General features: G+C 60.8%; 25 protein-coding genes. 9 read left to right on the top strand and 16 right to left on the bottom strand.

Going from position 1 to position 24,697, the window contains the following annotated elements; translation table 11 throughout:
- Nucleotides 1–146 precede the first annotated feature (146 nt).
- Nucleotides 147–1,244: a redox-regulated ATPase YchF gene (gene ychF, locus CEW89_RS16975; RefSeq protein ID WP_096806694.1), complete on the bottom strand. Its 1,098-nt coding sequence runs from the start codon at nucleotides 1,242–1,244 to the stop codon at nucleotides 147–149.
- 127 nt (nucleotides 1,245–1,371) lie between these two features.
- Here ychF and trpA point away from each other — a divergent pair, with 127 nt between their 5' ends.
- The 4 genes from trpA (at nucleotide 1,372) to CEW89_RS16955 (ending at nucleotide 5,679) form a co-directional block, all read left to right on the top strand.
- Entirely contained in the window at nucleotides 1,372–2,163 is a 792-nt protein-coding gene (gene trpA, locus CEW89_RS16970) for a tryptophan synthase subunit alpha (RefSeq protein ID WP_096806693.1), read from the top strand.
- Between the two features lie 122 nt (nucleotides 2,164–2,285).
- Nucleotides 2,286–3,380, top strand: a complete 1,095-nt coding sequence (nspC, locus tag CEW89_RS16965) for a carboxynorspermidine decarboxylase (RefSeq protein ID WP_096806692.1) — start codon at nucleotides 2,286–2,288, stop codon at nucleotides 3,378–3,380.
- Nucleotides 3,381–3,424: 44 nt separating this feature from the next.
- Entirely contained in the window at nucleotides 3,425–4,669 is a 1,245-nt protein-coding gene (locus tag CEW89_RS16960; protein WP_096806691.1) for a saccharopine dehydrogenase family protein, read from the top strand.
- Between the two features lie 122 nt (nucleotides 4,670–4,791).
- A complete protein-coding gene (locus CEW89_RS16955; RefSeq protein WP_096806690.1) occupies nucleotides 4,792–5,679 on the top strand; it encodes a hypothetical protein in 888 nt (295 codons plus the stop codon).
- Between the two features lie 7 nt (nucleotides 5,680–5,686).
- On the opposite strand, the gene CEW89_RS16950 is transcribed toward CEW89_RS16955, so the two are convergent.
- The gene (locus tag CEW89_RS16950) at nucleotides 5,687–6,460 is read right to left on the bottom strand and encodes a ZIP family metal transporter (RefSeq protein ID WP_244906093.1); all 774 of its coding nucleotides are present in this window, start codon (nucleotides 6,458–6,460) and stop codon (nucleotides 5,687–5,689) included.
- A 145-nt stretch (nucleotides 6,461–6,605) separates the two neighbouring features.
- Between CEW89_RS16950 and CEW89_RS16945 the strand changes: the two genes are divergently transcribed.
- The gene (locus tag CEW89_RS16945) at nucleotides 6,606–7,769 is read left to right on the top strand and encodes an alpha-hydroxy acid oxidase (RefSeq protein WP_096806689.1); all 1,164 of its coding nucleotides are present in this window, start codon (nucleotides 6,606–6,608) and stop codon (nucleotides 7,767–7,769) included.
- 14 nt (nucleotides 7,770–7,783) lie between these two features.
- Here CEW89_RS16945 and CEW89_RS16940 read toward each other — a convergent pair whose 3' ends face one another.
- Nucleotides 7,784–8,965, bottom strand: coding sequence for an MFS transporter (locus CEW89_RS16940; RefSeq protein ID WP_096806688.1), 1,182 nt, complete (start codon nucleotides 8,963–8,965; stop codon nucleotides 7,784–7,786).
- 151 nt (nucleotides 8,966–9,116) lie between these two features.
- Nucleotides 9,117–10,730 carry a vWA domain-containing protein gene (locus CEW89_RS16935; RefSeq protein WP_157779899.1) on the bottom strand — a complete coding sequence of 538 codons (1,614 nt, stop codon included), beginning with the start codon at nucleotides 10,728–10,730 and terminating at the stop codon, nucleotides 9,117–9,119.
- Nucleotides 10,731–11,032: 302 nt separating this feature from the next.
- Here CEW89_RS16935 and CEW89_RS16930 point away from each other — a divergent pair, with 302 nt between their 5' ends.
- The 4 genes from CEW89_RS16930 to CEW89_RS16915 all read left to right on the top strand — a co-directional run bounded on the left by CEW89_RS16930 (nucleotide 11,033) and on the right by CEW89_RS16915 (nucleotide 13,977).
- Nucleotides 11,033–11,650: a 50S ribosomal protein L25/general stress protein Ctc gene (locus tag CEW89_RS16930; RefSeq protein ID WP_066706222.1), complete on the top strand. Its 618-nt coding sequence runs from the start codon at nucleotides 11,033–11,035 to the stop codon at nucleotides 11,648–11,650.
- A gap of 223 nt (nucleotides 11,651–11,873) precedes the next feature.
- The gene (gene pth / locus CEW89_RS16925) at nucleotides 11,874–12,554 is read left to right on the top strand and encodes an aminoacyl-tRNA hydrolase (protein ID WP_066706224.1); all 681 of its coding nucleotides are present in this window, start codon (nucleotides 11,874–11,876) and stop codon (nucleotides 12,552–12,554) included.
- Nucleotides 12,551–13,591 (top strand): DUF2332 domain-containing protein, encoded by a 1,041-nt coding sequence (locus CEW89_RS16920; RefSeq protein ID WP_096806686.1) that lies wholly within the window; start codon nucleotides 12,551–12,553, stop codon nucleotides 13,589–13,591. Before pth ends, CEW89_RS16920 begins: the two co-directional genes overlap by 4 nt.
- An 11-nt stretch (nucleotides 13,592–13,602) precedes the next feature.
- Nucleotides 13,603–13,977 (top strand): DUF2237 family protein, encoded by a 375-nt coding sequence (locus CEW89_RS16915; RefSeq protein WP_096806685.1) that lies wholly within the window; start codon nucleotides 13,603–13,605, stop codon nucleotides 13,975–13,977.
- 1 nt (nucleotide 13,978) lies between these two features.
- Here the strand turns inward: CEW89_RS16915 and CEW89_RS16910 are convergent, their stop codons facing one another.
- The 12 genes from CEW89_RS16910 to CEW89_RS16855 all read right to left on the bottom strand — a co-directional run bounded on the left by CEW89_RS16910 (nucleotide 13,979) and on the right by CEW89_RS16855 (nucleotide 24,676).
- On the bottom strand, nucleotides 13,979–14,458 hold the full coding sequence (locus CEW89_RS16910) for a helix-turn-helix transcriptional regulator (RefSeq protein WP_096806684.1): 480 nt from the start codon (nucleotides 14,456–14,458) through the stop codon (nucleotides 13,979–13,981).
- Between the two features lie 104 nt (nucleotides 14,459–14,562).
- Nucleotides 14,563–15,045: a PepSY domain-containing protein gene (locus CEW89_RS20920; protein WP_157779898.1), complete on the bottom strand. Its 483-nt coding sequence runs from the start codon at nucleotides 15,043–15,045 to the stop codon at nucleotides 14,563–14,565.
- 230 nt (nucleotides 15,046–15,275) lie between these two features.
- The gene (trpB, locus tag CEW89_RS16900; protein ID WP_066706243.1) at nucleotides 15,276–16,526 is read right to left on the bottom strand and encodes a tryptophan synthase subunit beta; all 1,251 of its coding nucleotides are present in this window, start codon (nucleotides 16,524–16,526) and stop codon (nucleotides 15,276–15,278) included.
- A 100-nt stretch (nucleotides 16,527–16,626) separates the two neighbouring features.
- A complete protein-coding gene (locus tag CEW89_RS16895; protein ID WP_096806683.1) occupies nucleotides 16,627–17,268 on the bottom strand; it encodes a phosphoribosylanthranilate isomerase in 642 nt (213 codons plus the stop codon).
- Between the two features lie 14 nt (nucleotides 17,269–17,282).
- Nucleotides 17,283–17,630 carry a LapA family protein gene (locus CEW89_RS16890; protein WP_096806682.1) on the bottom strand — a complete coding sequence of 116 codons (348 nt, stop codon included), beginning with the start codon at nucleotides 17,628–17,630 and terminating at the stop codon, nucleotides 17,283–17,285.
- A gap of 12 nt (nucleotides 17,631–17,642) precedes the next feature.
- Complete coding sequence (gene ihfB / locus CEW89_RS16885) at nucleotides 17,643–17,924, bottom strand: integration host factor subunit beta (RefSeq protein WP_066706248.1); 282 nt, start codon at nucleotides 17,922–17,924, stop codon at nucleotides 17,643–17,645.
- 368 nt (nucleotides 17,925–18,292) lie between these two features.
- Entirely contained in the window at nucleotides 18,293–19,972 is a 1,680-nt protein-coding gene (gene rpsA, locus CEW89_RS16880; RefSeq protein WP_081423869.1) for a 30S ribosomal protein S1, read from the bottom strand.
- 230 nt (nucleotides 19,973–20,202) lie between these two features.
- On the bottom strand, nucleotides 20,203–21,579 hold the full coding sequence (locus CEW89_RS16875) for a KAP family P-loop NTPase fold protein (protein ID WP_096806681.1): 1,377 nt from the start codon (nucleotides 21,577–21,579) through the stop codon (nucleotides 20,203–20,205).
- Between the two features lie 42 nt (nucleotides 21,580–21,621).
- Nucleotides 21,622–22,119, bottom strand: a complete 498-nt coding sequence (locus CEW89_RS16870) for a BLUF domain-containing protein (protein ID WP_157779897.1) — start codon at nucleotides 22,117–22,119, stop codon at nucleotides 21,622–21,624.
- Between the two features lie 190 nt (nucleotides 22,120–22,309).
- Nucleotides 22,310–22,942, bottom strand: coding sequence for a nitroreductase family protein (locus tag CEW89_RS16865; protein WP_096806679.1), 633 nt, complete (start codon nucleotides 22,940–22,942; stop codon nucleotides 22,310–22,312).
- Nucleotides 22,943–23,126: 184 nt separating this feature from the next.
- A complete protein-coding gene (locus tag CEW89_RS16860; RefSeq protein WP_096806678.1) occupies nucleotides 23,127–24,071 on the bottom strand; it encodes a hypothetical protein in 945 nt (314 codons plus the stop codon).
- A complete protein-coding gene (locus tag CEW89_RS16855) occupies nucleotides 24,068–24,676 on the bottom strand; it encodes a (d)CMP kinase (RefSeq protein WP_096806677.1) in 609 nt (202 codons plus the stop codon). The genes CEW89_RS16860 and CEW89_RS16855 overlap by 4 nt, the downstream gene beginning before the upstream one ends.
- Nucleotides 24,677–24,697: the final 21 nt, after the last annotated feature.

Below are 24,697 nucleotides of genomic sequence, written 5' to 3'. Positions count from 1 at the left end.
TGGCGTTCAACTACGCGCAGCCCCTTATCCAGTTCGCGCTGCTTTTTATGCAGTTTTCTAGCCGCCTTACGACGCCGCCTGTAAGCCTCATACCATTCCGTCTTCTTCATCGCCCGCAACATGATGCGCAGCCTCCGCCCTAACGATCAGGTGTTGAACAGGAAGTGCATCACGTCGCCGTCCTGCACGATGTAGCTCTTGCCTTCCGCACGCATCTTGCCCGCGTCCTTGGCGCCCGTCTCACCCTTGCAGGCGACGTAATCGTCAAAGGCGATGGTTTCGGCCCGGATGAAGCCACGTTCGAAATCGCCATGGATCACGCCCGCCGCCTGCGGCGCCGCCGTGCCTTTGCGAATGGTCCAGGCGCGCGCTTCTTTCGGGCCGACGGTGAAGTAGGTCTCAAGATGCAAAAGCTCGTAACCCGCACGAATGAGACGGTCGAGACCGGCCTCGTGCAGCCCCAGCTCCTCAAGGAACATCTCCGCCTCTTCCGCGTCGAGCTGGGAAATCTCTTCCTCGATCTTGGCGGAGATCACAACCGTACCCGCGCCCTGCTCCTCGGCCATTTTCGCGACCGCGTCCGAGAAGGCGTTGCCCTTCGCGGCATTCTCTTCTTCGACGTTGCACACATAAAGGATCGGCTTTTGGGTCAGAAGTTGCAGCATGTTCCACTGCTTGCGCTCTTCTTCGGTGATCTCGACGCTGCGCGCCGGTTTGTCGGCCTCAAGAGCGGCCTGCGCCCGGGCCAGAAGATCGTCCTGAAGCTTGGCTTCCTTGTCGTTGCCCTTGAGCTTGCGCACGAGGTTCGCGCGGCGTTTCGCAATGCTTTCCAGATCGGCCAGCATCAGCTCCATCTCAATCACCTGCGCATCGTCAACCGGATCGACGCGGCCCTCGACGTGTGTCACGTCACCGTCCTCGAAACAGCGCACGACGTGGGCGATCGCATCGCATTCGCGGATGTTCGCCAGGAACTGGTTGCCCAGCCCCTCGCCCTTGGACGCGCCCTTCACAAGGCCCGCGATGTCCACGAAAGACATGCGCGTCGGGATGATCTGTTTCGAGCCTGCGATCTCCGCAAGCTTGTCCAAACGCGGGTCCGGCACGGCCACATCGCCCACGTTGGGCTCGATGGTGCAGAACGGAAAGTTCGCCGCCTGCGCCGCGGCGGTTTTGGTCAGCGCATTGAAAAGCGTCGATTTGCCGACGTTCGGCAGTCCGACGATGCCCATCTTGAAGCCCATTGCGGCCTCCTTTGTCCGAAATTCCAAGGCTGTCTAAGGTGCAACGGGGTCTCGCGCAAGCCTTCCCCATTGCACTTACGGCAAAGATCGGCCAAACCCGTTGCGCAAACAGCCAGGGAGCCGCCCGATGACCCGTATCGACGCCAAATTCGCCGAGTTGAACGCCGCAGGCAAGAAAGCCTTCGTCGCCTATGTCATGGCGGGCGATCCCGACGAGGCCAAGTCGCTCGAAATCATCAAGGCCCTGCCCGGCGCCGGGGTCGACATCATCGAACTGGGCCTGCCCTTCACCGACCCGATGGCCGACGGCCCGACCATCCAGCTCGCCGGTCAACGGGCGCTCGATCAGGGCATGACGCTCAACAAGACCCTCGCCATGGCCGCAGACTTCCGCAAAACCGACGACACCACGCCGATCGTGCTGATGGGCTATTACAACCCGATCTATTCGCACGGCGTCGATCAGTTTCTGGTGGATGCGGTGGAGGCCGGGATCGACGGGTTGATCGTCGTGGACCTGCCGCCCGAGGAAGACGATGAGCTCTGCATCCCGGCGCAAAAGGCCGGTCTGAACTTCATCCGCCTGGCGACCCCCACGACCGATGACAAACGCCTGCCCACCGTGCTGCAAAACACCTCCGGCTTCGTCTATTACGTCTCCGTGACCGGCACCACCGGGGCCGCCGCCGCATCCGGCGCCGATGTCGCGCCCGAAGTGGCCCGGATCAAATCCAAGACCGACCTGCCGGTGATCGTGGGCTTCGGTGTCCGCACCCCGGAAAAAGCCCAAGAGATCGCCGCTGTCGCGGACGGCACCGTCGTCGGCTCCGCCATCGTGAACGAGATCGCACAGGGCAAATCCGTCGCAGAGGTCACAGCTTACGTGAAATCTCTGGCGGACGGCGCACACCGCGCCTGATCCTGCTCCATTCTGTATATACAAAAAGCACGGGCAACCGTGCTTTTTTCTTGCCCCTCGCCCTGAATCGCCCTAAGTGCAGCGCTCTATTGCCGTTCCTTTGGACCCTTGGGGGAACCACGATGATCCAGACGCCTTACTACCTGATCGACAAGGCCCGCCTGCTTCCGAACATGGAGAAAATCGCCCGGCTGCGCGAAGCCTCCGGCGCGAAGGCTCTGCTTGCGCTCAAATGCTTCTCCACATGGCCCGTGTTCGATGTCATGCGCGACTATATGGACGGCACGACCTCGTCCTCGCTCTATGAGCTGCGCCTTGGGGCCGAGAAATTCGGCAAAGAGACGCACGCCTATTCCGTCGGCTGGGCCGACAATGAGATCGACGAGGCGGTCAGCTACGCCGACAAGATCATCTTCAACTCGCTGGGCCAGCTTGATCGCTTCGGCGACAAGGCCAAAGGCATCGCCACCGGCCTGCGCCTCAATCCGCGGTTCTCCACCTCCGGGTTTGACCTTGCGGACCCCGCGCGGCCCTTTTCGCGCTTGGGCGAATGGGACATGGCCCGGCTTGAGATGGCCGAAAATCGCATCAACGGCGTGATGATCCACTATAATTGCGAGAATGATGACTTTGTCCTCTTTTCAGAGCAATTGAGCCGGATCGAACGTGATTTTGGTTCGTTTTTGAAAAATTTGGATTGGGTCTCTTTGGGCGGCGGCATCCATTTCACCGGCGAGGGCTATCCGCTCGACAAGCTGGCGGATCGGTTGAAAGCCTTCTCCGACGCGATGGGCGTGCAGGTCTATCTTGAACCCGGCGAGGCCTCGATCACCAAATCGACCACGCTGGAGGTCTCCGTTCTCGACATCATCGACAACGGCAAAAAAGTCGCCATCGTCGACAGCTCTATCGAAGCCCATATGCTCGACCTGCTGATCTATCGCGAAACCGCCAAGCTGCCGCAGACCGGCACGCATGACTACCAAATCGCGGGCAAAACCTGCCTCGCGGGCGACATCTTTGGCGATGCCAAATTCGACAAACCGCTCGAAATTGGCGATCGTATCTCCATCGACGATGCCGCTGGTTACACAATGGTTAAAAAGAACTGGTTTAACGGGGTGAAGATGCCGGGGATCGCCATTCGCGAACTCGACGGCTCCGTCAAACTGGTGCGTGACTTCGGTTACGAGGATTTCGTCGCGGCGCTTGGCTAAGCCCGCTCCATTCACCACCCGAAACGATAAGGGGGTCTCTACAGTTGAAACAGAACGTACTCATCATCGGCGCCGGCGGCGTCGCTCAGGTCGTCGCGCATAAATGCGCCCAAAACAACGATGTGCTCGGCGAGATTCATATCGCCAGCCGGACGCTTTCGAAATGCGAAGCGATCCTTGAGTCGGTCCGTGAAAAGGCCGCGATGAAACAGGAGGGCGTTCTTGAGGCCCATCAGGTCGATGCGATGGACAGCAAAGCCGTCGCCGCCCTGATCGAGAAAACCGGCGCGCAGATCGTGATCAACGTCGGTTCGGCTTTCGTCAACATGACCGTGCTCGACGCCTGTATCGAGACGGGCGCCGCCTATATCGACACGGCGATCCACGAGGATCCGACGAAGATCTGCGAAACGCCGCCGTGGTACGGCAACTACGAGTGGAAGAAACGCGATCTCTGCGCGGAGAAAGGCGTCACCGCCATCCTCGGCGCGGGCTTCGATCCCGGCGTGGTGAACGCCTATGCGCGCTTCGCCATCGACATGATGGACGAGGTGAAGAGCATCGACATCGTCGACATCAACGCCGGCTCCCACGGCAAATATTTCGCCACGAATTTCGACCCGGAGATCAACTTCCGCGAATTCACCGGCGTGGTCTACTACTGGGAAGACCAGCAGTGGAAAGAGAAAAAGATGTTCGAGTCTGGCCGCGACTGGGACCTTCCGGTCGTCGGCACCTGCCGCGCCTATCAGTCCGGCCATGACGAAGTGCATTCGCTCGCGACCAACTACCCTGAGGCCGATGTGCGCTTCTGGATGGGCTTTGGCGAGCATTACATCAATGTCTTCACCGTGCTCCAGAACCTCGGGCTTCTCTCCGAACAGCCCGTGAAAACCGCCGAAGGTCTCGAAGTCGTCCCGCTCAAGGTGGTCAAGGCCGTGCTGCCCGACCCGTCGTCTCTGGCGCCGAATTACGAGGGCAAGACCTGCATCGGCGATCTGGTCAAAGGCACCAGGGATGGCAAGGATTTCGAGGTCTTTGTCTATAACGTCGCGGACCACAAAGAGGCCTATGAAGAGGTCGGCTCGCAGGGCATTTCCTACACCGCAGGCGTACCACCCGTCGCCGCCGCCATGCTGATCGCCTCGGGCGAATGGGATGCGGGCACGATGAAAAACGTCGAGGAACTGGACCCGAAACCGTTCTTTACGCTGCTCGACAAGATGGGCCTTCCGACCCGCGTGCAGATCGGCGGGCTTGGTGGCGAAGACAAAGCCTGGGACGCCTGAGCACGGATCAAACCGTTCAAAACCCGGACCAAAGACCCGCATTTCGCGGGTCTTTTCGTGTCATTTAAGCGAATGGAAAGGCGAATCGGCCAGCCTGCCCCTGAATCATATCTGAGGCTCTCATGCGCGTACTGTTTCCCTTCCTCCTGTCTCTCCTGCTGAGCCTCGCGTTTTTGCCCGACACGGCGCTCGCCGACACCGCAACCGGCTATGACCGTCAAATCCAAATGATCGGACGCCAGAGCAGCCTTGGCCATCGCCTCGTGCGGAGCCTGTGTTTCGCGCAGGCCGGGATCGACACCGCCCGCAATCTCCGTGTCATCGAAGACAGCCGCACGGAGGTCCGAAACATCCTGCGCATCCTGCTCGAGGGCGATCCTGTCCACGGCATCGCCGCCATCGACAACAGCAACATCCGCACCCTGATCGGCTCTCTCGAAAGGGTCTGGAACGCGCTCGACAAAAAGACCACGGCCTTTCTCGACGGCACGGCAATGAGCGACGAAGAGGTCATAAAGATGACCTTCAAGGCGGACTCTCTCGAAAAACTCTGGCGCAATGTCAGCCAGTCGCTCGAAACCATGACCTCCGTCGACAGCACGCCCGAAAACCTCGCCCGCGCCCGCATCATCGTCACCGCGACCGATCAGAACCGCCTCTTGCAACAGGCGGGCAAGGACGCCTGCCTGATCCATCTCGCAGGCGGCGCTGCCGAAGCGGGCCATCAGGTCGAAGAACTCAACGCGGCGCTCGCCACCTTCGATCGCAACATTTTCGATCTGACCTTCGTGCGCCCCGCCGCCATCAATGCGCCGCCGCAACCCGAGGCGATGGAACAGGCCGCCTTCGACACCTGGCAGACCTGGGTCGGGCTCGAATCCCTGTTTCAGGGCGTGACCCACCCCGGCAAGGACGAACGGCTCGACATGCTGCTGCCGGAGATTTCCTTCACCGTCGAATATCTCGATCAGGCATTGCAGGACACACTCGAGGTGTTCCTGAGCCTGTGACGTCCCCTCAGCCGAGCGCCACGTCAAGCACCATCATCAGGATCAGACCGGTCAACAACCCGGCCGTGGCGTAATTCTGATAGCCGTTGCGATGAGTCTCGGGGATGATCTCGTGGCTGATGATATACAGCATCGCCCCTGCGGCAAAGCTCAGCCCCCAGGGCAGCACATGCACCGACACATGCACAAGGCCGACGCCAAGCGCTCCGCCCACCGGCTCGATCAGCCCGGTCAGGAGCGCCAGACCGAAGCTCCGGAGACGGCCATAGCCCTGTCCCCGCAGCGCCACGGCCACCGCCAGTCCCTCGGGCGCGTTCTGCAACCCGATGCCGGTCGCGAGCGACATGCCATTGGTGACATTCCCGCCGCCAAAGCCGATGCCCACCGCCATGCCCTCGGGAAAATTGTGAATGGTGATGGCGATGACGAACAGCCAGATCTTCGACAATGCGCCCGGATCTGCCCCCTCCGGTCCGGTGACGAAATGCTCATGCGGCAGGGTCTCGTTCAGAACCGCCACAAGCCCCGCGCCCAGCGCCACCCCCGCCGCCGCGATCAGCGCCGACAGCCATTTGGACTCGTACAACACCTCCGCAGCGCCGAGCCCCGGCATCAGCAGCGAAAAGAACGAGGCGGAAATCATCACCCCGGCGGCAAAGCCCAGAAGCATGTCATAGGTGCGCTTCGACATCGACTTGTCGAACAGCACCGGGATCGCCCCTGCCCCGGTCATGAGCCCGGCCCCGAGCGACGCCAGTATTCCGATCCAGATCACACTCATGACACCCTCTCATTTCGCGCTCACACTGTCCGCTTTCGCCCCAAGACACCAGAGACAACCGGATTGCACCTTGGCTCCGCCCGGAATATGTGCGAATTGGTTCGCCAAGCAAACCAATTCTCCGCAATAACCCCGGGAGAGCACCATGCCCGTCATCACCAATATCGACGACCTGAAACGGCTGCACAAAAGGCGCACGCCGAAGATGTTCTATGACTATTGCGAAAGCGGCTCCTGGACCGAGCAGACCTTTCGCGAAAACGTGTCGGATTTCGATCAGATCCGCCTGCGCCAACGCGTCGCCGTCGATATGGAGGGCCGCTCCACCGCCACGAAAATGATCGGCCAGGACGTCGCCATGCCGGTTGCGCTCGCCCCGGTCGGCCTCACCGGCATGCAGCGCGCCGATGGCGAGATCAAGGCGGCGAAAGCGGCCGAGAAATTCGGCGTCCCCTTCACGCTCTCGACCATGTCGATCTGTTCGATCGAAGACGTCGCCGCCCACACCACGAAACCCTTCTGGTTTCAGCTCTATGTGATGCGCGATCAGGACTTCCTGAAAAACATCATCCAGCGCGCCAAGGACGCCGGTGTCTCCGCCCTCGTGCTCACCCTCGATCTGCAAATCCTCGGCCAGCGCCACAAGGACCTGAAAAACGGCCTCTCCGCCCCGCCGAAACTCACCCCCGCCGTGCTCGCCGATCTGGCGACGAAATGGAGCTGGGGGCTCGAAATGCTTCAGACCAAACGTCGCGGTTTCGGCAACATCATCGGCCACGCCAAGAACGTCGACGATCCGTCCTCCCTGTTCAAATGGACCGCCGAGCAATTCGACCCGCGCCTCGACTGGGGCAAGATCGAAGCCATCAAGGAGATGTGGGGCGGGCCTTTGATCCTCAAGGGCGTGATGGAGCCGGAAGATGCCGTGATGGCCGCGAAAACCGGCTGCGACGCCATTGTCGTGTCGAACCACGGCGGGCGGCAGTTGGACGGCGCGCTTTCCTCGATCCGCGCCCTGCCGCCGATCCTAGACGCGGTGGGCGACAGTGTCGAAGTGCATCTCGACAGCGGCATCCGCTCCGGTCAGGACGTACTCAAGGCGATAGCGATGGGCGCGAAAGGCACCTATATCGGTCGCGCCTTCGTGCATGGCCTCGGCGCCATGGGAGAGGAAGGCGTGACCAAGGCGCTCGAAGTGATCCACAAGGAAATGGACATCTCCATGGCGCTCTGCGGTCGCAAACATATCGAGGATGTGGATCGCGACATCCTGCGCGTGCCGGAAGATTTCGCCGGTCGCTGGGCCTGAATCCAAAGGCGCCCTCAGGGCGCCTTTGACACCAACCGCCCTGTGCGGGACATCCGCTCGAATTGCATCACCGCAGGGGCGACCAGAGCCAGCAACAGCGCAAGCGCCAGAAACGCCCCGCGCAGCCCGACATGTTCCGCCAGAAATCCCATGGCGGAGGGGCCGACGAAAAACCCCGTGAACCCGACCATCCAGGCCCGCGACAGCGCCAGATTGCGCTGACGCCGGTGCACCCGCTTGCCCAGAAGCGAGGTCGCCGTCGGCACGATCACCGCAAGCCCCGCCGCCGCGATGCCGATGCCCGAAAGCGCCACGCCCTGGCCCTGCGCCGAGGACAAAAGGAACACCCCGGTCATCGCCAGAAGCCCGGACCACAAAAGCACCCGCGCCTCGCCAAAGCGCTGCGTGGTGACATAGCCCAGAAGCCGGAAACAACCCATCACGAGCCCCAGCATGGCCGGCCCGAATGCCCCGTGCCCCGCCGCCACGCCGAGATCGCGTTCGAGGAAGATCGACGACCAGGTGTCGACCGCATTCTCCCCCACGAAAGAGGCAAAGAGCATCACCGCGATCAAAACGATCGCCCGCCACGGCAAGCCCCCCGTGACCGGCGCCTCGTCCGGATCGTCCGGCACCTCCTCCCAGCCACGCTCCCATGTCAGCACCGACAGCCCCGCCACAACCAGCCCCATGAGCGGAAAGATCACCTCCATCGCCACGCCATGCGCCCGCAGCGTGCCGGTCACAAAGGCCGACAGCCCGAAGGCCAGCGAAAACGCCCCGTGGTTGAGGTTCATCAGATGCAGCCCCGACGCCCCTTCGAGCGCGGAAATCCGCAAATTGGCGTTGATGTCGAAACTGCCGATGGACATGCCCATGGCCGCCATCACGACAAACAACATGACAGAAGACTGCGCCACCACCGGCAATTGCAGCGCCAGGACCGAAAACACCCCCAGCACCGGCAAGACCCGGTGCCCGAGAAGGGCAAACAGCCGGGGGGCCGCGAAAATCGCCAACATGCCACCGGCGGCGGAGCCCAGAAGCGCCAGCCCGAACAGCGCATCCGATGCCCCCGTCTGCGCCTTGATCGCTGGCACCATGGCCGAAAAACAACCCCAGCTTACCCCAGTGGCACTCAAAGCCATCAGCGGCGCACGCGACACCGCGAGGGCGCGAAAAAGAGAATGAGCCATGGAGCGCTCCCGAATTGTCACGAAACTCCGCCCGGTCCAGAATAAAACCAAAGCGCTTTGGCAACTTACGCTCCCGGTCTTCCCTCGCACAAGAAAAAACTGCGCCAGGACCTGTGCCCTGGCGCAGCCGGCATTTGCAATTCCGTCACCCTCAGGGCGTGACGTCGAGCGCTTCCCCGGCGATCACCTCAAACGGAACATGCGGCTGACTGCCGTCCTCCATCCGCAGCTCAAGCGCATAACCCCCGGCGGCCATCGCCACCTCTGCCGTCCCGGGACGGCGGGAGAACACCACCTCCCCCGTCGCGTCCAGCACCGCCCAGCGCGCCAAGCCGTCCCCCTCGACATCGAACCGCACCGGCGCGGCGTTCAACGCGATCACTGGGGCCACGACCTCGTCCGCCGCCACGACAAACGGCATCTCGACCGCAATCCCGTCGAGTTTCGCCCGTGCGATATACGCCCCGGCAGGCAATTGGGTGCTGTCTCCCGCAACCGCCTGCGAGACATGCGCCCCGCTCCCTGCCTCGGCGAATTTGACCATGACGCGCGCATCAACCTCCGTGCCGTTTTCGGCCCAGACCACCTTGGGCGCCACAGTGCCAAAGGCAAAACTCAACTCGACCGTCCGGCTCTCCCCGGCCTTGAGCATCACCTCGGTCTCGACCTCGACACCCGCCGCTTTCTTCGCGGACACCGTCGTGCGCCCCGCCGGGAAATAGAAGGTCTCGCCGGAATTCCCGGCCAGCGCCGTACCCTTGACACCCTTAATGCGAAAGCGCTCATCGCTTGGCACCTGATCTTCGCCCTCGAAAATCACAACCGTCACCCGGGCCATATCGAGATCGAAATGGACAGCGTTGTCCTGATCCGCCAGCACGTCGAGCTGTTGCGTAAACTCCCAGCTCCCGACCCGCAGCGTCACATCATAGACCCCGGCAGGCACGTCGAACACCGGTTCCGCTCCGCGTTCCCGATCGGCGACCTTGCCTGTGTCGACATTGCGCACCGTCCAACTCACACCGGGATCGCGCAACAGCGGTCCGTTCGGAGACAGAGATGCCGTCGCGCTCAACGTCGTTGCCGGAACGGCTTCGGGCTTGGGCGTCTCGATCACCACAGCCTCCTGCACCGGCGGCAGCACCGTCGTCCCAAGCGCCTCTTTGAGTCCTTCGGCGTTCTTGGCATCGAAATATTGCCCGCCGGTCCCCGTCGCCAGACAGGCCACCTGTGCGCCCTCTTCCTCGGTCAGCCCGAAGCCCACCACATGCACCTTGAGATCGACCCCGCTCTGCGCCAGCGCCTGTGCCAGCGCACAAGGGTCGGCGTCACAGGTCTCGATCCCGTCGGTTACAAGCACCACCGCGCCCGAAGCTGCATCAGATCCGGCGCCCAACTCCGCCGCCGCCTGCCGTACCGCTTCGGTCAGAGGCGTCTTGCCTTTGGGGTTGATCCGCGACACCTTGTCGAAAATCGCCTCCGCCGTGCCCGGTTTCGGCGCCGCGATCCGCTCGATATCGCCACAATCGCCCTTGCGCCGGTGCCCGTAGGCGATGAGGCCAAGCTCAGCCTCTTCCGGCAGCTCCGTCAACACCTCGCCCAGCACGTCGCGGGCGATGACGATCTTGTTGGTGCCGTCGATCTGGCCCCACATGGAACCCGAGGCATCGAGCACGATCATCGTCCGGTCCGCCGCCACGGCACCGCTTGCCCCGACCCCGAGCAGAAAGCCACAGATCACAGAAAACAAATTTGAGAATTTCATACGTCCCCCCATCTTGGCGCCGTCTTGTCCCCAACCTTGTCGTGCCGCCATCGTCGATCCATGAGAGGCTGAGACAACAGTCCGGGGGCCGGCCTCACGACATTCAATTGCGCGCATATGTTTACGCCGATCTCACTGCGAAAACACGGGGAAAACCCCGGAAAAAGCCCCTGAAAGGCCCCCGAAAGGCGGACAAACCGGACGAAATAGCCCTTTCCATTTCACCGATTCCCGTGTAAGGCCACGGCTTCACGCGGGACTACAGCCTTGGAGGAGTCCCGCCTTAACCTAGGAGAATTAAAATGGCTGGTGAGATTCCTGATCTTATTGCCGTGGAACGTGTGGGGACAGGCAAGGGCGCCGCTCGCAAAGCTCGTCGTGAGGGCTACGTTCCGGGGATCGTGTATGGCGACGACAAAGAGCCGCTTCCGATCAACATCAAGTTCAACGAACTGCTGAAACGCCTGAAACAGGGCCGTTTCCTGTCCACGCTCTTCAACCTCAAGGTTGAAGGCCAGGACGACGTTCGTGTGATCTGCCGTGGCGTGCAACGCGACGTCGTGAAAGACCTTCCGACCCACGTCGATTTCATGCGCCTGCACCGCAACTCCCGCATCAACCTCTTCATCCCCGTTGTCATCACCGGCGAAGAAGCGGCTCCGGGCATCAAACGCGGCGGTGTCGTGACCCACGTCCGTTCCGACGTCGAGCTGATCGTGACCGCGTCCGACATTCCGGACCACATCACGCTGGACATCACCGGCGGCAAAATCGGCGATGTGTACCACATCTCCGACGTCACCCTGCCGGAAGGCGTCAAGCCGGTCATCGAGCGTGACTTCGTGATCGCCAACATCGCGGCTCCGGCCGGCCTTGGCGGCGGTTCCGACGAGGAAGAAGAAGCCACTGCGGAAGAATAATTCCACAGTCGTCTTCGGACAGATTTGAAACGCGGGTCTCTCGGGGCCCGCGTTTTTCTTTGCGCAAACCGCCCGGACAGTTACCGCAGGGGTCCGACAAAAGTCCGACACAAAGCCGACGCAAATCCGACTGCGGAAAATCCCTCTCTGACGGCAAGAGATTGCAAGCCCCCGCCCCCGCCCATATGGTGCCGGTAACATGTTACAAGAGGGGAGAGGGGCCATGCGTCTCTTCGTCGGCCTCGGCAATCCGGGCGCGAAATATGCGGGCAACCGCCACAACATCGGCTTCATGGTTCTGGACCGGATCGCCTCCGATCACGGGTTTTCCCCTTGGCGCGCCAAGTTTCAGGGCCTGACCTCCGAGGGCCGTCTGGGCCGCGACAAGGTCGTGTTGCTCAAGCCCGAAACCTTCATGAACCTCTCCGGTCAGGCGGTCGGCGAAGCGATGCGGTTTTACAAGCTCACCCCTGCCGATGTCGTTGTTTTTCATGACGAACTGGACCTCGCCCCCGGCAAGGTCCGAACCAAGACCGGCGGCGGCCATGCAGGGCACAACGGGCTGCGTTCGATCCATCAGCACATCGGCCCGGATTATGACCGCGTGCGTCTCGGCATCGGTCATCCCGGTCACAAGGACCGGGTCGCGCCCTATGTGCTCTCCGATTTCGCCAAGGCGGATCAGGTCTGGCTCGACGATGTGATCCGGGGCTGTTCCGATGGCGCAGCAGCCCTCGCAGATGGCGAGGCCGCGAAGTTTTCCAACGCCGTAGCGCTGCGCACCGCGCCGCCCCGCAGCTCGACCGGGACGAAGCCGCCCAAGGCGCCCCCCGCCCCACAAGGCGAAGCCCCCAAAGAAGACACCCGCACGCCATTCGAGAGGTTAAGAGATAAATTTCAATGACTTGGAAAAACGCATTTTCAGCACAAGCCAAATCCTGCCGCGACCTTGGATCGTCTTTTACCGCCGAATTGCTCGATAGTTTTGTCACATTTGGACTGCCGGATGGCCCGATCGGCGCGCGTATCGCCCATTGGCCCGGCGATATTTCCAGCAACGGCGCCTCCGTGCCGCTCCGCCTTGCGGGGGCGCTCCATGGGCTGGTTCTAGAAGGTCGCGACACGGAGTTAGCGGCGTTTTATCCTCCCCATCCCTTGGCCGAACCTGCGGAACTCCATAACGCCGCCTGCGCCGCCATTTCCCGTCACGAGGCCTATATCGACCATCGCCTCAACGACGCGCCGCAAACCAACGAAGTGGCCCGCGCCAGCGCCCTGATACTTGCCGCCGATGCGCTGGCCGCGCAAACCGACCTGCCGATTGTGCTCTCTGAACTGGGCGTAAGCGCCGGGCTGAACCTCAATTTCGACCGCTTCCGGCTTGTCACGCCTGCGGGGGATTTCGGCCCGTCCGACAGCCCCGTGGTCCTGACGCCCGACTGGCGCAGCCCCGCGCCCGCGCCGCATGGTTTCACCATTACCGAACGTCAGGGCGTCGATCTCAGCCCCCGCGATCCGGTCGCGGAACGCATCCGGCTTTTGTCGTTCATCTGGCCCGATCAGACCGCGCGGTTTCATCGCATCGAAGCGGCGCTCGACATCGCCGCAAGTCACCCGCCCAAAGTCGCCAAATCCGATGCGGTGGACTGGCTTGCCGAACGGCTGTCAGAGGCCCATCCCGGGCATTTGCATCTCGTTTATCACACGGTTGCGTGGCAATATTTTCCGGCAGAGGTTCAGACCCGTGGCGAAGCGATTTTGGCCGAGGCCGGGGCGCGAGCAACGACAGAAGCCCCGCTGGCCCGCGTTGCCATGGAAGCCGACGGGCAAGGCCCCGGTGCCAAACTGACGCTCACGCTCTGGCCCGACGGGACGACGCATGATCTTGGGCGGTTTGATTTTCACGGACGTTGGATCGACTGGTCCCCGCCCCGGTTCTGACGGAGAACGACATGGAAAAAGCGCCTGCTCTCAATGTCTTGGGCGAGGTTCTCAGCCCCTGCTCCACCACACCGCTCACCGGCTATTTCCGCGACGGCGCCTGCAACACCTGTGCCGAGGATCACGGCAGCCACACGGTCTGCGCGATGATGACGGCGGAATTTCTGGCCTATTCGAAATATGTCGGTAACGATCTTTCGACGCCCCGACCCGAATACGGCTTTGTCGGGCTGAAACCGGGCGACCAGTGGTGCCTCTGCGCCAGCCGGTTTCTTCAGGCCCATGATGAAGGCTGTGCGCCCAAAGTCTCGCTGAGTGCAACACATCTGCGCGCGCTCGACATCGTGCCACTTGCGATACTCGAACAGCACGCGCTTGACGGCTAACTCAGGCCACTTGCTCCGCCGCTTCTGGCAGAAAACGATCCTCCATCAGATCGTCGAGAAACAGGCTCAAAAGCTGCGAAGCGCCATTGACCCCCGCCTTGCGATAGACCGCATTGGTTTGCGCCTTGACGGTCCCTTCGGAGGTTTCGCGCAGCCGGGCGATCTCCGCGATGGGAAAGCCCTTGATCAGGAAAAGCGCCACCTCGCGTTCGGCAGGCGTCAGCCCCCATTCGGAAAAGCGTTCTTCCAGCACATCGGCAAAGGCCGAAGCCGCCCGGCGCAGCTTACCTTCGGCCAGGTTCCGCCGCACCATCGAACGACGAAGCGCCAGCCCGCCCATGATCACGCCCAGGATCAGGCCAAGCGCGGCGCCCAGTTCGATGACCTCGCGTATTTGCCAGGAGATGGGACGCGCGCGCAGGCCGAGGACTGATGCGACAATATCGAACACGAAAAACACGGCACAGAGGCTCTGCACCATGAGGATAATGGCAAGGAGAGCACTGTCTTTCCTCGCCCCTTGCTTACCATAGAGACGGCCTGCCCCACCATGGGACAGACCTCTGATGTCATACCTGCAACCGATCAATCATCGTCGCGGTCATCGTCCTCATCGTCGTCATGATCGTCATCGCGGTCATCGTCATCATCATCGTCGTCGCGATCATCATCCCGGTCGTCGTCGCGATCGTCGTCACGGTCGTCGTCACGGTCATCGTCACGGTCATCGTCATAACGATCATCGTCATCGCGCTCGTCATCGTTCTCGACCTCGACACCGTCCACCGTTTCGCTGCGATCATCGTCCCTGACCTCGTCGCGCCATTCCTCGTCGCTCAGAGCCTTCTCGCTCTGCGCCACGACCTCCCCGCTGGCATTGTCGATCCGCAGGTCGATTTCCTTGCCGTCCATATAGACCTCGACCTCGGTATAGCGAAACCCGCGGTCGATCTCGATCCGGGTCGCGCCCGGATACATCGCGACGATCTCTTCCGTGGTGGGTTGCGCCACGGCAACCGTCGTACCGAGCCCGGTGACCAACGCCGACATCATGAGAACCTTACGCATATTCCTGTCCTTTCCTGAACTTCTGAACAAATCAAATGGATCGGGCCATTGTGGCCTCGATCCCCGATTTGCCAGCATCACGGTCCTGCGGCCATTGGCGTGAGGTTTACCCGGGTTTACGCAGATGTCCCTAAACCTTTGGCATCCAAACATAAACTCTGGTTTAAAGAGGTTTTGCACGAAAAAAGCCGCCCCGAAGGACGGCTTTTCCTGAAAAACGGTCGTGTCGCTTACTCCGCGTCGCGACCCTCATCGCCTGCAAGATCCGCGCCGAGGTGACGCGCCACGGTAAAGATATCCTTGTCGCCCCGCCCCGAAAGGTTCACGACGATGATGTGATCCTTCGGCAAATCTCCTGCGATCTTCATCACATGCGCCACCGCATGGCTCGATTCGAGCGCCGGGATGATGCCTTCGGTCCGGCAACAGAACTGGAACGCCTCGAGCGCCTCCTTGTCGGTGATCGAGACATATTGCGCTCGCCCCGTATCGTGCAGCCACGAGTGCTCCGGCCCGATCCCCGGATAGTCGAGACCCGCCGAGATCGAATGCCCCTCAAGGATCTGCCCGTCTTCGTCCTGCAAAAGATAGGTGCGGTTGCCGTGCAAAACGCCCGGACGACCACCGGTCAGAGACGCGCAATGCTCCATCCGGTCGTCGACGCCATGGCCGCCGGCCTCAACGCCGATGATGCCCACGCTCTCGTCATCAAGGAACGGGTGGAACAGCCCCATCGCATTCGAGCCCCCGCCCACAGCCGCCACGAGCGTGTCGGGAAGCCGACCTTCGCCCTCTTGTTCTGCCAACTGCCAGCGGGTTTCCTGCCCGATGATCGCCTGAAAATCACGCACCATCGCCGGGTACGGGTGCGGGCCCGCCACCGTGCCGATGCAATAGAACGTGTCGCGCACATTGGTCACCCAGTCGCGCAGCGCATCGTTCATCGCATCCTTGAGCGTCCCGCGCCCGGATTTCACCGGAACGACCTTGGCGCCCAGAAGGTGCATCCGGAACACGTTCGGCTTTTGCCGCTCCACGTCGGTGGCGCCCATATAGACGATGCACTCAAGCCCGAACTTGGCGCAGACCGTCGCCGTCGCCACGCCGTGCTGACCCGCGCCGGTTTCGGCGATGATCCGGGTCTTGCCCATACGGCGTGCGAGCAGGATCTGCCCCAGCACGTTGTTGATCTTATGCGCACCCGTGTGGTTGAGCTCCTCGCGCTTGAGGTAAATCTTCGCGCCGCCCAACTCCTCGGTCATCTTCTCCGCGAAATAGAGCGGGCTCGGACGGCCGACATAATGCTTCCAGAGATCGCGCATCTCGTCCCAGAATTCGGGATCGTCCTTGGCCCTGTTATACTCTTCCTCGAGGGCGAGGATCAGCGGCATCAGCGTCTCGGACACGAAACGTCCGCCATAAATGCCAAAGCGCCCCTTCTCGTCCGGGCCACTCATGAAACTGTTGTAAAGATCGTTCATCGCGATGCTCCCTTGCGGATCGCCCATGGATGTAGCGCAGGGGCCACGCACCGTAAAGCGCGCCCGTTTCCTTTGCTGTCGAAATACTCGAAAAAGCCCGTCAGGCGGCGCGGATCGCCTCAATGAAGGCGCGGATTTTCGCGGGGTCCTTCACGCCCGGCGCGCTTTCCACGCCCGAGGACACATCCACCTGCTTCGCACCGGTCATCTGAATGGCCAGAACCACGTTCTCCGGCGTCAGCCCGCCCGCCAGCATCCAGGGCCGGTTCCAGCCGCGTTTGGAAATCAGTCGCCAGTCGAACGCGAGACCGTTTCCCCCCGGCAGATCGGCGCCTTTCGGCGCCTTTGCATCCACCAGCAACTGATCGCAGACCATGCCATAAGCGTCGAGCGCCTGCACATCGGAGGGCTCGGCCACACCCACGGCCTTCATCACCGGCAAACCGTAGCGCGCCCGGATTTCCGTCACCCGCTCCGGGCTTTCCTTGCCATGAAGCTGCAACATGTCGAGCGGCACCTCACCGGTGATCCGGTCAAGCTCCTCATCCGTCGCATTCACCACAAGCGCCACCTTGGCCACACCGACCGGCACTTCAAGCGCCAGATCGCGGGCCTGCGGAATCTCCAGATGGCGCGGCGATTTCGGGAAGAAGACAAAGCCCAGATAATGCGCCCCGGCCTCAACAGCCGTCGCCACCGCCTCGGGCGTTTTCAGCCCGCAGATTTTTACGCGTGTGTCCATATGTCTGTCGCTAATCAGCGCTCCAGAAGGGCAAGCACCTCGTCGCCCTCCTTCTTCGCCTTGTCGACCTTCAGCTTGTCGACCTCGCGGGCCAACTGTTCCTTCTCGCGCTTATGCGTCGAGGCGGCAGAGCGGTGTTTGTATTCGCGCATCCACTCCCAGACGAAGCCGATCAACAGCCCCGCAAGAATCGCACCAAAGATCACCACGAACAGCGGCAGTTGGATGGAAAGCGAAATGCCGGAGAGCGTCGCAAGCTCTCCCGGCAACAGATAGAGCGTTACGACATCCCGATTGGCCAAAGCCATGGTTACAAGCACCACGGCAAGTGCTCCGAGGAAAGCGTAACGGATATATCGCATTTTAAATCGGCCTTATTCTTCGTTCAGACGGTCGCGCAGCAGCTTGCCGGTCTTGAAGAAGGGCACATGCTTTTCCTCGACGGGAACGCTGTCGCCGGTGCGCGGGTTACGCCCCATTCTGGCATCCCGCTTCTTGACAGAAAAGGCCCCAAATCCGCGCAGCTCCACCCGGTCGCCGCGCGCCATAGCTTCGATGATTTCTTCGAAGATCGTGTTCACGATCCGCTCGACATCTCGCTGGTACAAATGCGGATTTTCGTCTGCGATCTTCTGGATCAGCTCGGACCGGATCATGAAGTCTCCCCCTGGATGACGCGTTTCTTGTGACGTTCTGGTATCGCATTCAGCCCTTGGCCAAGGCGCCCAGCACCCCGGCATGACCATGGAGAGACTATAGGACGGGATATGTATTCGGGGAAGCGTCTGTTCCGCTCTCACGGGCTGTTTTTTGCCGGTAATGTGCTGAGATTTGGCCTAAAAATCCCTCAAGGCATTGCATTTTGCACAAGCCGGAACCCGGATGTTAGCGCTGCGATGCGGCATTCCCCAAAGCGATTCGAATCAACCCCGCACGGTGACCTGTCGAAAAGGACAGGTTGCGGCCCAGACAAAAGAAAAGGCCCCCGAAGGGGCCTTTCCACAATTCCGGTCGCACTCTGCGATCACTCGTCGCCGCCCTTGAGCGCTGCACCGAGAATGTCGCCCAGCGACGCACCCGAGTCGGAGGAACCGTACTGTTCGACGGCTTCTTTCTCTTCGGCGATCTCGCGAGCTTTGATCGAGAGACCCAGACGACGGGTTTTCTGATCCACGTTGGTCACGCGCACATCGACGTGATCGCCGACCTGGAAGCGCTCGGGGCGCTGTTCGGCACGGTCACGGGACAGGTCGGAGCGGCGGATGAAGGATTTCGCACCTTCATATTCCACTTCGATGCCGCCGTCTTCGATCGCGGTGACGGTCACGGTGATGATGGAGCCGCGTTTCACGCCTTCAACCGCACCGGAGAAGCTGTCGTCGAGGGCTTTGATCGAGAGGGAGATACGCTCTTTCTCGACGTCGACCTCGGTGACCACGGCCTTGACCATGTCGCCCTTGCGGTAGTTCTGGATGGCATCCTCGCCACGCTCTTCCCAGGACAGATCGGACAGGTGAACCATGCCGTCGATGTCGCCCGGCAGACCGACGAACAGACCGAATTCGGTAATGTTCTTGACTTCGCCTTCGACCACAGTGCCTTCCGGGTGAGTCTCGGCAAAGAGCTCCCACGGGTTGCGCATGGTTTGTTTGAGGCCGAGGGACACACGACGTTTCGCGCTGTCGATCTCGAGCACCATGACTTCCACTTCCTGCGAGGTGGAAACGATTTTGCCCGGGTGGACGTTTTTCTTGGTCCAGGACATTTCGGAAACGTGAACCAGACCTTCGACGCCCGGCTCGAGTTCCACGAAAGCGCCGTAGTCGGTGATGTTGGTCACGCGACCGGTGTGCACGGATTCGAGCGGGTATTTCGATTCAACGGAATCCCACGGATCGGCCTGAAGCTGTTTCATGCCGAGGGAGATACGGTGGGTGTCTTTGTTGATCTTGATCACCTGAACCTTGATCGTCTCGCCGATGGAGAGGATCTCGGACGGGTGGTTCACACGGCGCCATGCCATGTCGGTGACGTGCAGCAGGCCGTCGACACCGCCGAGGTCCACGAAAGCACCGTATTCGGTGATGTTCTTGACGACACCGTCAACGGTCTGACCTTCGGTGAGGTTGCCGATGACTTCAGCGCGCTGTTCCGCACGGGACTCTTCGAGGATCGCGCGACGGGAGACAACGATGTTGCCACGGCGACGGTCCATCTTGAGGATCTGGAACGGCTGCTTGAGACCCATGAGCGGGCCAGCGTCGCGCACCGGACGGACGTCGACTTGGGAGCCCGGAAGGAACGCAACTGCGCCGCCGAGATCGACGGTGAAACCGCCTTTGACACGGCCAAAGATGGCGCCTTCGACGCGCTCTTCGGAAGCGTAGGCTTTTTCCAGACGATCCCAGGCTTCTTCGCGACGGGCTTTGTCGCGGGAGATGACGGCTTCGCCACGGGCGTTTTCAACGCGGTCGAGGAACACTTCGACTTCGTCGCCAACGGCCACGGAGGGTGCTTCGCCCGGGTTGGAGAATTCTTTCAGATCAACGCGGCCTTCCATTTTGTAGCCGACGTCGATGATGGCTTGACCTGCCTCGATGGCGATCACTTTGCCTTTGACAACCGAGCCTTCAGCCGGGGTGTCGATTTCGAAGCTTTCATTCAGGAGGGCTTCGAAATCCTCCATAGATACGTTCTGAGCCATGTGGTCTCTAGATTCCTTTTCAAACGTTTATGCGGGCCGGGTGGTTGTCTCCACCGGTCTTGATTTCAGATTGCCTATGGAACCAACGCTCAGAAGGCACTGCGAGAAAAACACAAATCAGGGCCGAAGCTGTTCTTCGACCCTGCCCGCATTGCCTTGATGACGTCTGATGGCCTCATAGACTGGCGCGCGTATAGGCGCGAATCCCGTGAAAAGCAAGGGAAATCGGGTTAATCGGCCATGAGAGCGTGAGCATGGCTAAGGACGTTTTCGTGATCTGGGATGTAGTGGGGACCGAGACCTTTCAGAACTTTAGCCCAGCCGAAGTACTCGCCGCCACCTTCAGGTGGTGGCAATCTATAGGCACTGTCGTCCAATCGAAGTAAAGGCGCACATTGCTTTTGAACAAACTGATCCCGTTCGTACTCTTGCTTCTGCGCTTTTTCCCGATTTTCCCAACGATCAACGTTTAAAAACTTTTCAGCAATTTCAGGTGTCAGTGCAATGCGGGGCAACCACTCTTCCTGAACAACGCAGCCCGCCTCTTTAAAGGCCATCCACACCAACAACGAACGATCCAAAGGCATATCAACATAACATCTGAGCGCCACTTCAACCCGATCTAACACACGTTCGATTTGCCTAAAGGACAAGCTGCTAGCCTTTACGATTTTACCCACAAGCTCCGCAGCGGCCTGCACAGAAAAGGCTGGATCGTCGCCATAAGGCGTACCTATTTCCAGTCTTTTCATAACCAACTGCCAAGCCGCTTCCGCTTTTCTTTGCGCCGTCGCCTTCAACGCCAGCCGCAGATCGACGAATTTGTCGAGATAGCGCTCCCCCTCACCATGCGCGCCGAACCGATGCTGCGCGACTTTCTCTAGGTAATCCGCATTCACCATCAGGCAGAACACATAGCCGGGCCTGTCGAACACATGTTTCATCGCCTCCAACAGCGCGATGGCATATTCCGGGTGACACCGGTCCAACTCGTCGATCAGGATGATCACCCGATCCGTATCCTTGCCCTTGGTCAACTCGTCTTTGAGGGCGTCGAGCTGCGCGGGGAGTTCCTTTTGAATTGCCTTTTCTGCGGCCAGTTGCGTGGCGATCATCTGCGCGGCGGTTTTGGACATTTCCTCACCGACGCTGTCGGCCATGCTTTGCAAGGCCTCTTGTCCTTCGAACACCTCTCCGAGTTGGCCGGAAATGGCATCAATCGCCTCATCGGCCCCGGCCTTGAGCACCGCCTTGGCCACGGTCCGCACCGCGACACCGCCGTATTTCTTCCCGATTACGCCTATTTTCTGAACCTTGTTCTTCTCTTCTTCCGGCAAGAGCGCAAGCAAAGCCCCAAGAAAAGTCACCACAGGATCGCCGGAATGATCCGAGCGTTGCGCATCAACCTCGACCACGACCTCGCCGGATTGACGCAGATGCTCGGCCCAAGCTTTGCGGAAAAAGGTCTTGCCGTGACCAAACCCTGCCTCGATGGAGATCACCTTGCTGTCATCCACCGTCTGAATCAACCGGGTGAAGGTCTCCCCGAGTTTTTCATATCCGAGAAGATCGTTCGTCCAAGGGGAGATAGGTTCAATTTGTGGCATGACAAAGACTTTTCAAACGAAACAACTCTCAGTCTATCGCTCTCAAGCCAACCCGTCGAGCCGCTCCAGATACGCCCCGTCCTCTTCCCCAGGGAAGCGCGAATAAGGGAAGGCGGAGCCGTAAGCGTCGACGCTGGTTGACGTCTTGGCGAAAAGCGCGATCAGGTCGTGGGCCCGCACGGGCGTGATTTCTGGGTAATGACCGTCGTCTTGCAGCCCGAGGTTCTGTTCGAACCCCATCAAAGCATCGTAGGCCATCGACCAGTTGCCGAAGGGCGTCTCGACCGGAGCCTCTTCGCGCAACAGCACCTCCATGTACTTATGCCTCGGATCGACCGCAATCCGCGCCACAAGCGCGTCAACCTCGGCCTCGGGGCCGTGCAGCACCTGAAAGAACTGCTCGTCGATCCGCAACAAAAGCCCGGTGATCCCGTGCGCTGCATTGAATTTTATGGAACGGCGCAAAATATCGAGGTCCGACGGGTGGAAATCCTCATGACACGCCAAGGAACGATACAACACCTGAATATACGGAATCACGAGCCTCTCCATCCTCATGTCGACCGGGTGAACCGCGACGATCGCACGGCTGCGCGACGCTGCACCAGAGCCGTGAACGGGAGCAAGTCAAATTTGCACAGCGCTGTTCAAAAAAGAACGGGACGAGCGAAAAATTTCGACCGTCCCGATCGTTTTTTGCATTTCAGCACAGAGAACTCCTCCGGCCTGTTCAATTCAGATCGGTCACCAGATCATAGGCCGGCTTGCGGACTTTCTTGAGCGGGGCGAGCCAGTCGCCTTCCGCCGCACGGGTCCCGAGTGCCAAAGCCACCACAGATTTCAGCCCCTTGTCAGCCAGCCCCAGGATATCGTCGAACCTCGCCGCGTCGAACCCTTCCATCGGCGTGCTGTCAACTTCAAGCTCGGCAGCCGCGGCCAGAGCAAAACCAAGCGCGATATAGGCCTGACGTGCGGCATGTTCGAAATTCACCTGGGCATCACGCGGCAAATAAGCTGCCTTAAGATTACTATAATAGGTGTCGAGCGCCGCTTCAGTGCCCGGACGCTCCGCCGCGTGACGCGCCACAACCTCGTCGATCCGCGCTGCTGTGTAGGTGTCATACGCCGCAAAAACCAAAAGATGTGAACTGTCTGTCACAAGGTCCTTGGCATTGGCCGCCGCCTTGAGTTTGGATTTCAACTCCGGGTTACGGATTACGAAGAGATGGAAGGGTTGAAGCCCGGATGAGGTCGGAGCCATGCGAATGGCCTCCACGATTTGTGCCACCTTACCCTCGGAGACCGGTTTCGAAGGGTCCATTTTCTTGGTGGCGTAGCGCCAGTTCAGTTTGTCGAGAAACATTGGAAACATCCTTGCAGATATGTGTGTTCGCTTCGGGATATGGGGAGGGATCGGGTCACGACAAGCGCCCGAAATTCGGCACAGCCGCCTGATACTTCACGCAACCGACTGATTATAATTGATTTCACCCCAAATCCTCTGCGGCAATGCTCACCCCCTTGAGCGGCACTGCGCGTAAGATGGCTCAGGGATTGCCCAACCCGAGGCGCCCGGGCGGAAATCCGACCTCGGCAAAGCGCTCCAAGACCCTGGCCTCGAACGCCGGATCGTCGAGCCAGAGGCATTGCGAGAAATACCAGTAGAGGAATTTCGTGTAATCCTGCGGCTGCGACACCGCGCGCTCAAGCGCCGCCGGGAAATCCTCCGGGGCCTTCACCACTTCGGCGGCCTGATCGAAATCGGCGCGGGCAAAGAGCACCGTCGGCGTGCCATGCAGAAACCCTTCGATTGAGGCAGCGGAATTGGCCGACACCGTCACCGCCGCCTGCCGCAACAGGTCATGCACATTGGCATTGGTCTTGATCGGGGCATAGCCCTCCGCCTCGAAGGCACGGATGACTTTGAGTCCCTCGTCCTTGCGCAGCGGATGCGGCTTGATATAGACCGGACGCCCGCCCGCGCCGTCGAGCACGGCCCGGATCATCTTATCGCGGCCCATATAGGCATGGCCCCGTCGATAGGGCGGCGGGCCTTGCAGGAAGATCACGATGCCTTCCGGGTCGATCTCTTCTACCTGTTTCTTCTGATGATAGCGTGAGTGACGCGGATCGGAAAACCGGGCGCGCAGATCGCCGACACAGGCCTCGGCCTGCGCCGCATCGACCGCTTCCGGGTCGAACACCCGATCAGCAATGGAGCTATCCGCCAGAACGCCTTTCGGATCGAGATGCCAGCAGCGGTCGAGATAGGCCAGCACCGAAATCAACGTATCGGGATGCGGCTGGCGCGCATTGTCGACGATATGAAGATTGCCATCCGGTTCGGTCGGCGGAAACCGCGGCGCGATCTCCACCACACCGCCCCGCCGCTCGACCATGCGCTTGATCCGCGGATAAAGCGTCGACATCTTGCCCGCCTCCAGAAGCGCCTGCTCGTGTGCGGGCAGGTGGAGGACGAGCTTCGCCGTCATCCCCGGCGCGCCTCAATGAGAGCGATCACCTTGGCGACCGCCTCCTCGATGCTCATTTCGGTGGTGTCGATCACCACCGCATCTTCGGCAGGTTTCAGAGGCGCCGTGGCGCGGGCCGCATCGCGCTCGTCGCGCTCGCGCAGATCGGCCAGCACCTCTTCAACGCTCACGTCTTCGCCTTTTCCAGTCAGCTCTTTCTGACGCCGCTCGGCCCGCACCTCGTCGGAGGCGGTGACATAGAGTTTGACCTCCGCATCCGGGCAGATCACCGTGCCGATGTCACGCCCATCGAGAACCGCCCCACCTTCGCGCCGCGCAAAGGCCTGTTGGAAATCCACCAGAGCGCTGCGCACTTCGGGAATGGCCGCAACCCGCGAGGCCGCCTGCCCCGCATCGCCGGAGCGCAGGTCGTCGCGGGACAGATCCTCTGCTGCCAGCCCTTCTGCCGCCTCAATGGGCGACAGCCCCTCAAAGGTCTTCGCCCCCACCGCCCGGTACAACAACCCGGTATCCAGATGCGCAAATCCGAAATGCGCCGCGACGGCTTTGGAAATCGTGCCTTTCCCGGCAGCGGCGGGGCCATCAATGGCGATGCAAAAACTCATGGTCTGTCCTTTCCCGAGGGG

Source organism: Celeribacter ethanolicus, assembly GCF_002407265.1.
In the GTDB taxonomy this organism is placed as follows: domain Bacteria; phylum Pseudomonadota; class Alphaproteobacteria; order Rhodobacterales; family Rhodobacteraceae; genus Celeribacter; species Celeribacter ethanolicus.
Note: the sequence above shows the minus strand (reverse complement) of the source record. Positions and strands in the feature narration are given on the sequence as shown.

Bases quoted from the DNA above. Each gene is read 5' to 3' on its own strand.
- CEW89_RS16895 (WP_096806683.1), bottom strand. From the start codon at position 17,268: ATGGACACACGCGTAAAAATCTGCGGGCTGAAAACGCCCGAGGCGGTG.
- trpA (WP_096806693.1), top strand. From the start codon at position 1,372: ATGACCCGTATCGACGCCAAATTCGCCGAGTTGAACGCCGCAGGCAAG.
- CEW89_RS20920 (WP_157779898.1), bottom strand. From the start codon at position 15,045: ATGCGTAAGGTTCTCATGATGTCGGCGTTGGTCACCGGGCTCGGTACG.
- CEW89_RS16935 (WP_157779899.1), bottom strand. From the start codon at position 10,730: ATGAAATTCTCAAATTTGTTTTCTGTGATCTGTGGCTTTCTGCTCGGG.
- CEW89_RS16860 (WP_096806678.1), bottom strand. From the start codon at position 24,071: ATGACGGCGAAGCTCGTCCTCCACCTGCCCGCACACGAGCAGGCGCTT.
- CEW89_RS16875 (WP_096806681.1), bottom strand. From the start codon at position 21,579: ATGCCACAAATTGAACCTATCTCCCCTTGGACGAACGATCTTCTCGGA.
- CEW89_RS16910 (WP_096806684.1), bottom strand. From the start codon at position 14,458: ATGGTGCAGAGCCTCTGTGCCGTGTTTTTCGTGTTCGATATTGTCGCA.
- CEW89_RS16950 (WP_244906093.1), bottom strand. From the start codon at position 6,460: ATGAGTGTGATCTGGATCGGAATACTGGCGTCGCTCGGGGCCGGGCTC.
- CEW89_RS16940 (WP_096806688.1), bottom strand. From the start codon at position 8,965: ATGGCTCATTCTCTTTTTCGCGCCCTCGCGGTGTCGCGTGCGCCGCTG.
- CEW89_RS16920 (WP_096806686.1), top strand. From the start codon at position 12,551: ATGACTTGGAAAAACGCATTTTCAGCACAAGCCAAATCCTGCCGCGAC.
- CEW89_RS16915 (WP_096806685.1), top strand. From the start codon at position 13,603: ATGGAAAAAGCGCCTGCTCTCAATGTCTTGGGCGAGGTTCTCAGCCCC.
- CEW89_RS16865 (WP_096806679.1), bottom strand. From the start codon at position 22,942: ATGTTTCTCGACAAACTGAACTGGCGCTACGCCACCAAGAAAATGGAC.
- CEW89_RS16955 (WP_096806690.1), top strand. From the start codon at position 4,792: ATGCGCGTACTGTTTCCCTTCCTCCTGTCTCTCCTGCTGAGCCTCGCG.
- trpB (WP_066706243.1), bottom strand. From the start codon at position 16,526: ATGAACGATCTTTACAACAGTTTCATGAGTGGCCCGGACGAGAAGGGG.
- ychF (WP_096806694.1), bottom strand. From the start codon at position 1,244: ATGGGCTTCAAGATGGGCATCGTCGGACTGCCGAACGTCGGCAAATCG.
- CEW89_RS16945 (WP_096806689.1), top strand. From the start codon at position 6,606: ATGCCCGTCATCACCAATATCGACGACCTGAAACGGCTGCACAAAAGG.
- pth (WP_066706224.1), top strand. From the start codon at position 11,874: ATGCGTCTCTTCGTCGGCCTCGGCAATCCGGGCGCGAAATATGCGGGC.
- CEW89_RS16930 (WP_066706222.1), top strand. From the start codon at position 11,033: ATGGCTGGTGAGATTCCTGATCTTATTGCCGTGGAACGTGTGGGGACA.
- CEW89_RS16890 (WP_096806682.1), bottom strand. From the start codon at position 17,630: ATGCGATATATCCGTTACGCTTTCCTCGGAGCACTTGCCGTGGTGCTT.
- CEW89_RS16855 (WP_096806677.1), bottom strand. From the start codon at position 24,676: ATGAGTTTTTGCATCGCCATTGATGGCCCCGCCGCTGCCGGGAAAGGC.
- nspC (WP_096806692.1), top strand. From the start codon at position 2,286: ATGATCCAGACGCCTTACTACCTGATCGACAAGGCCCGCCTGCTTCCG.
- rpsA (WP_081423869.1), bottom strand. From the start codon at position 19,972: ATGGCTCAGAACGTATCTATGGAGGATTTCGAAGCCCTCCTGAATGAA.
- ihfB (WP_066706248.1), bottom strand. From the start codon at position 17,924: ATGATCCGGTCCGAGCTGATCCAGAAGATCGCAGACGAAAATCCGCAT.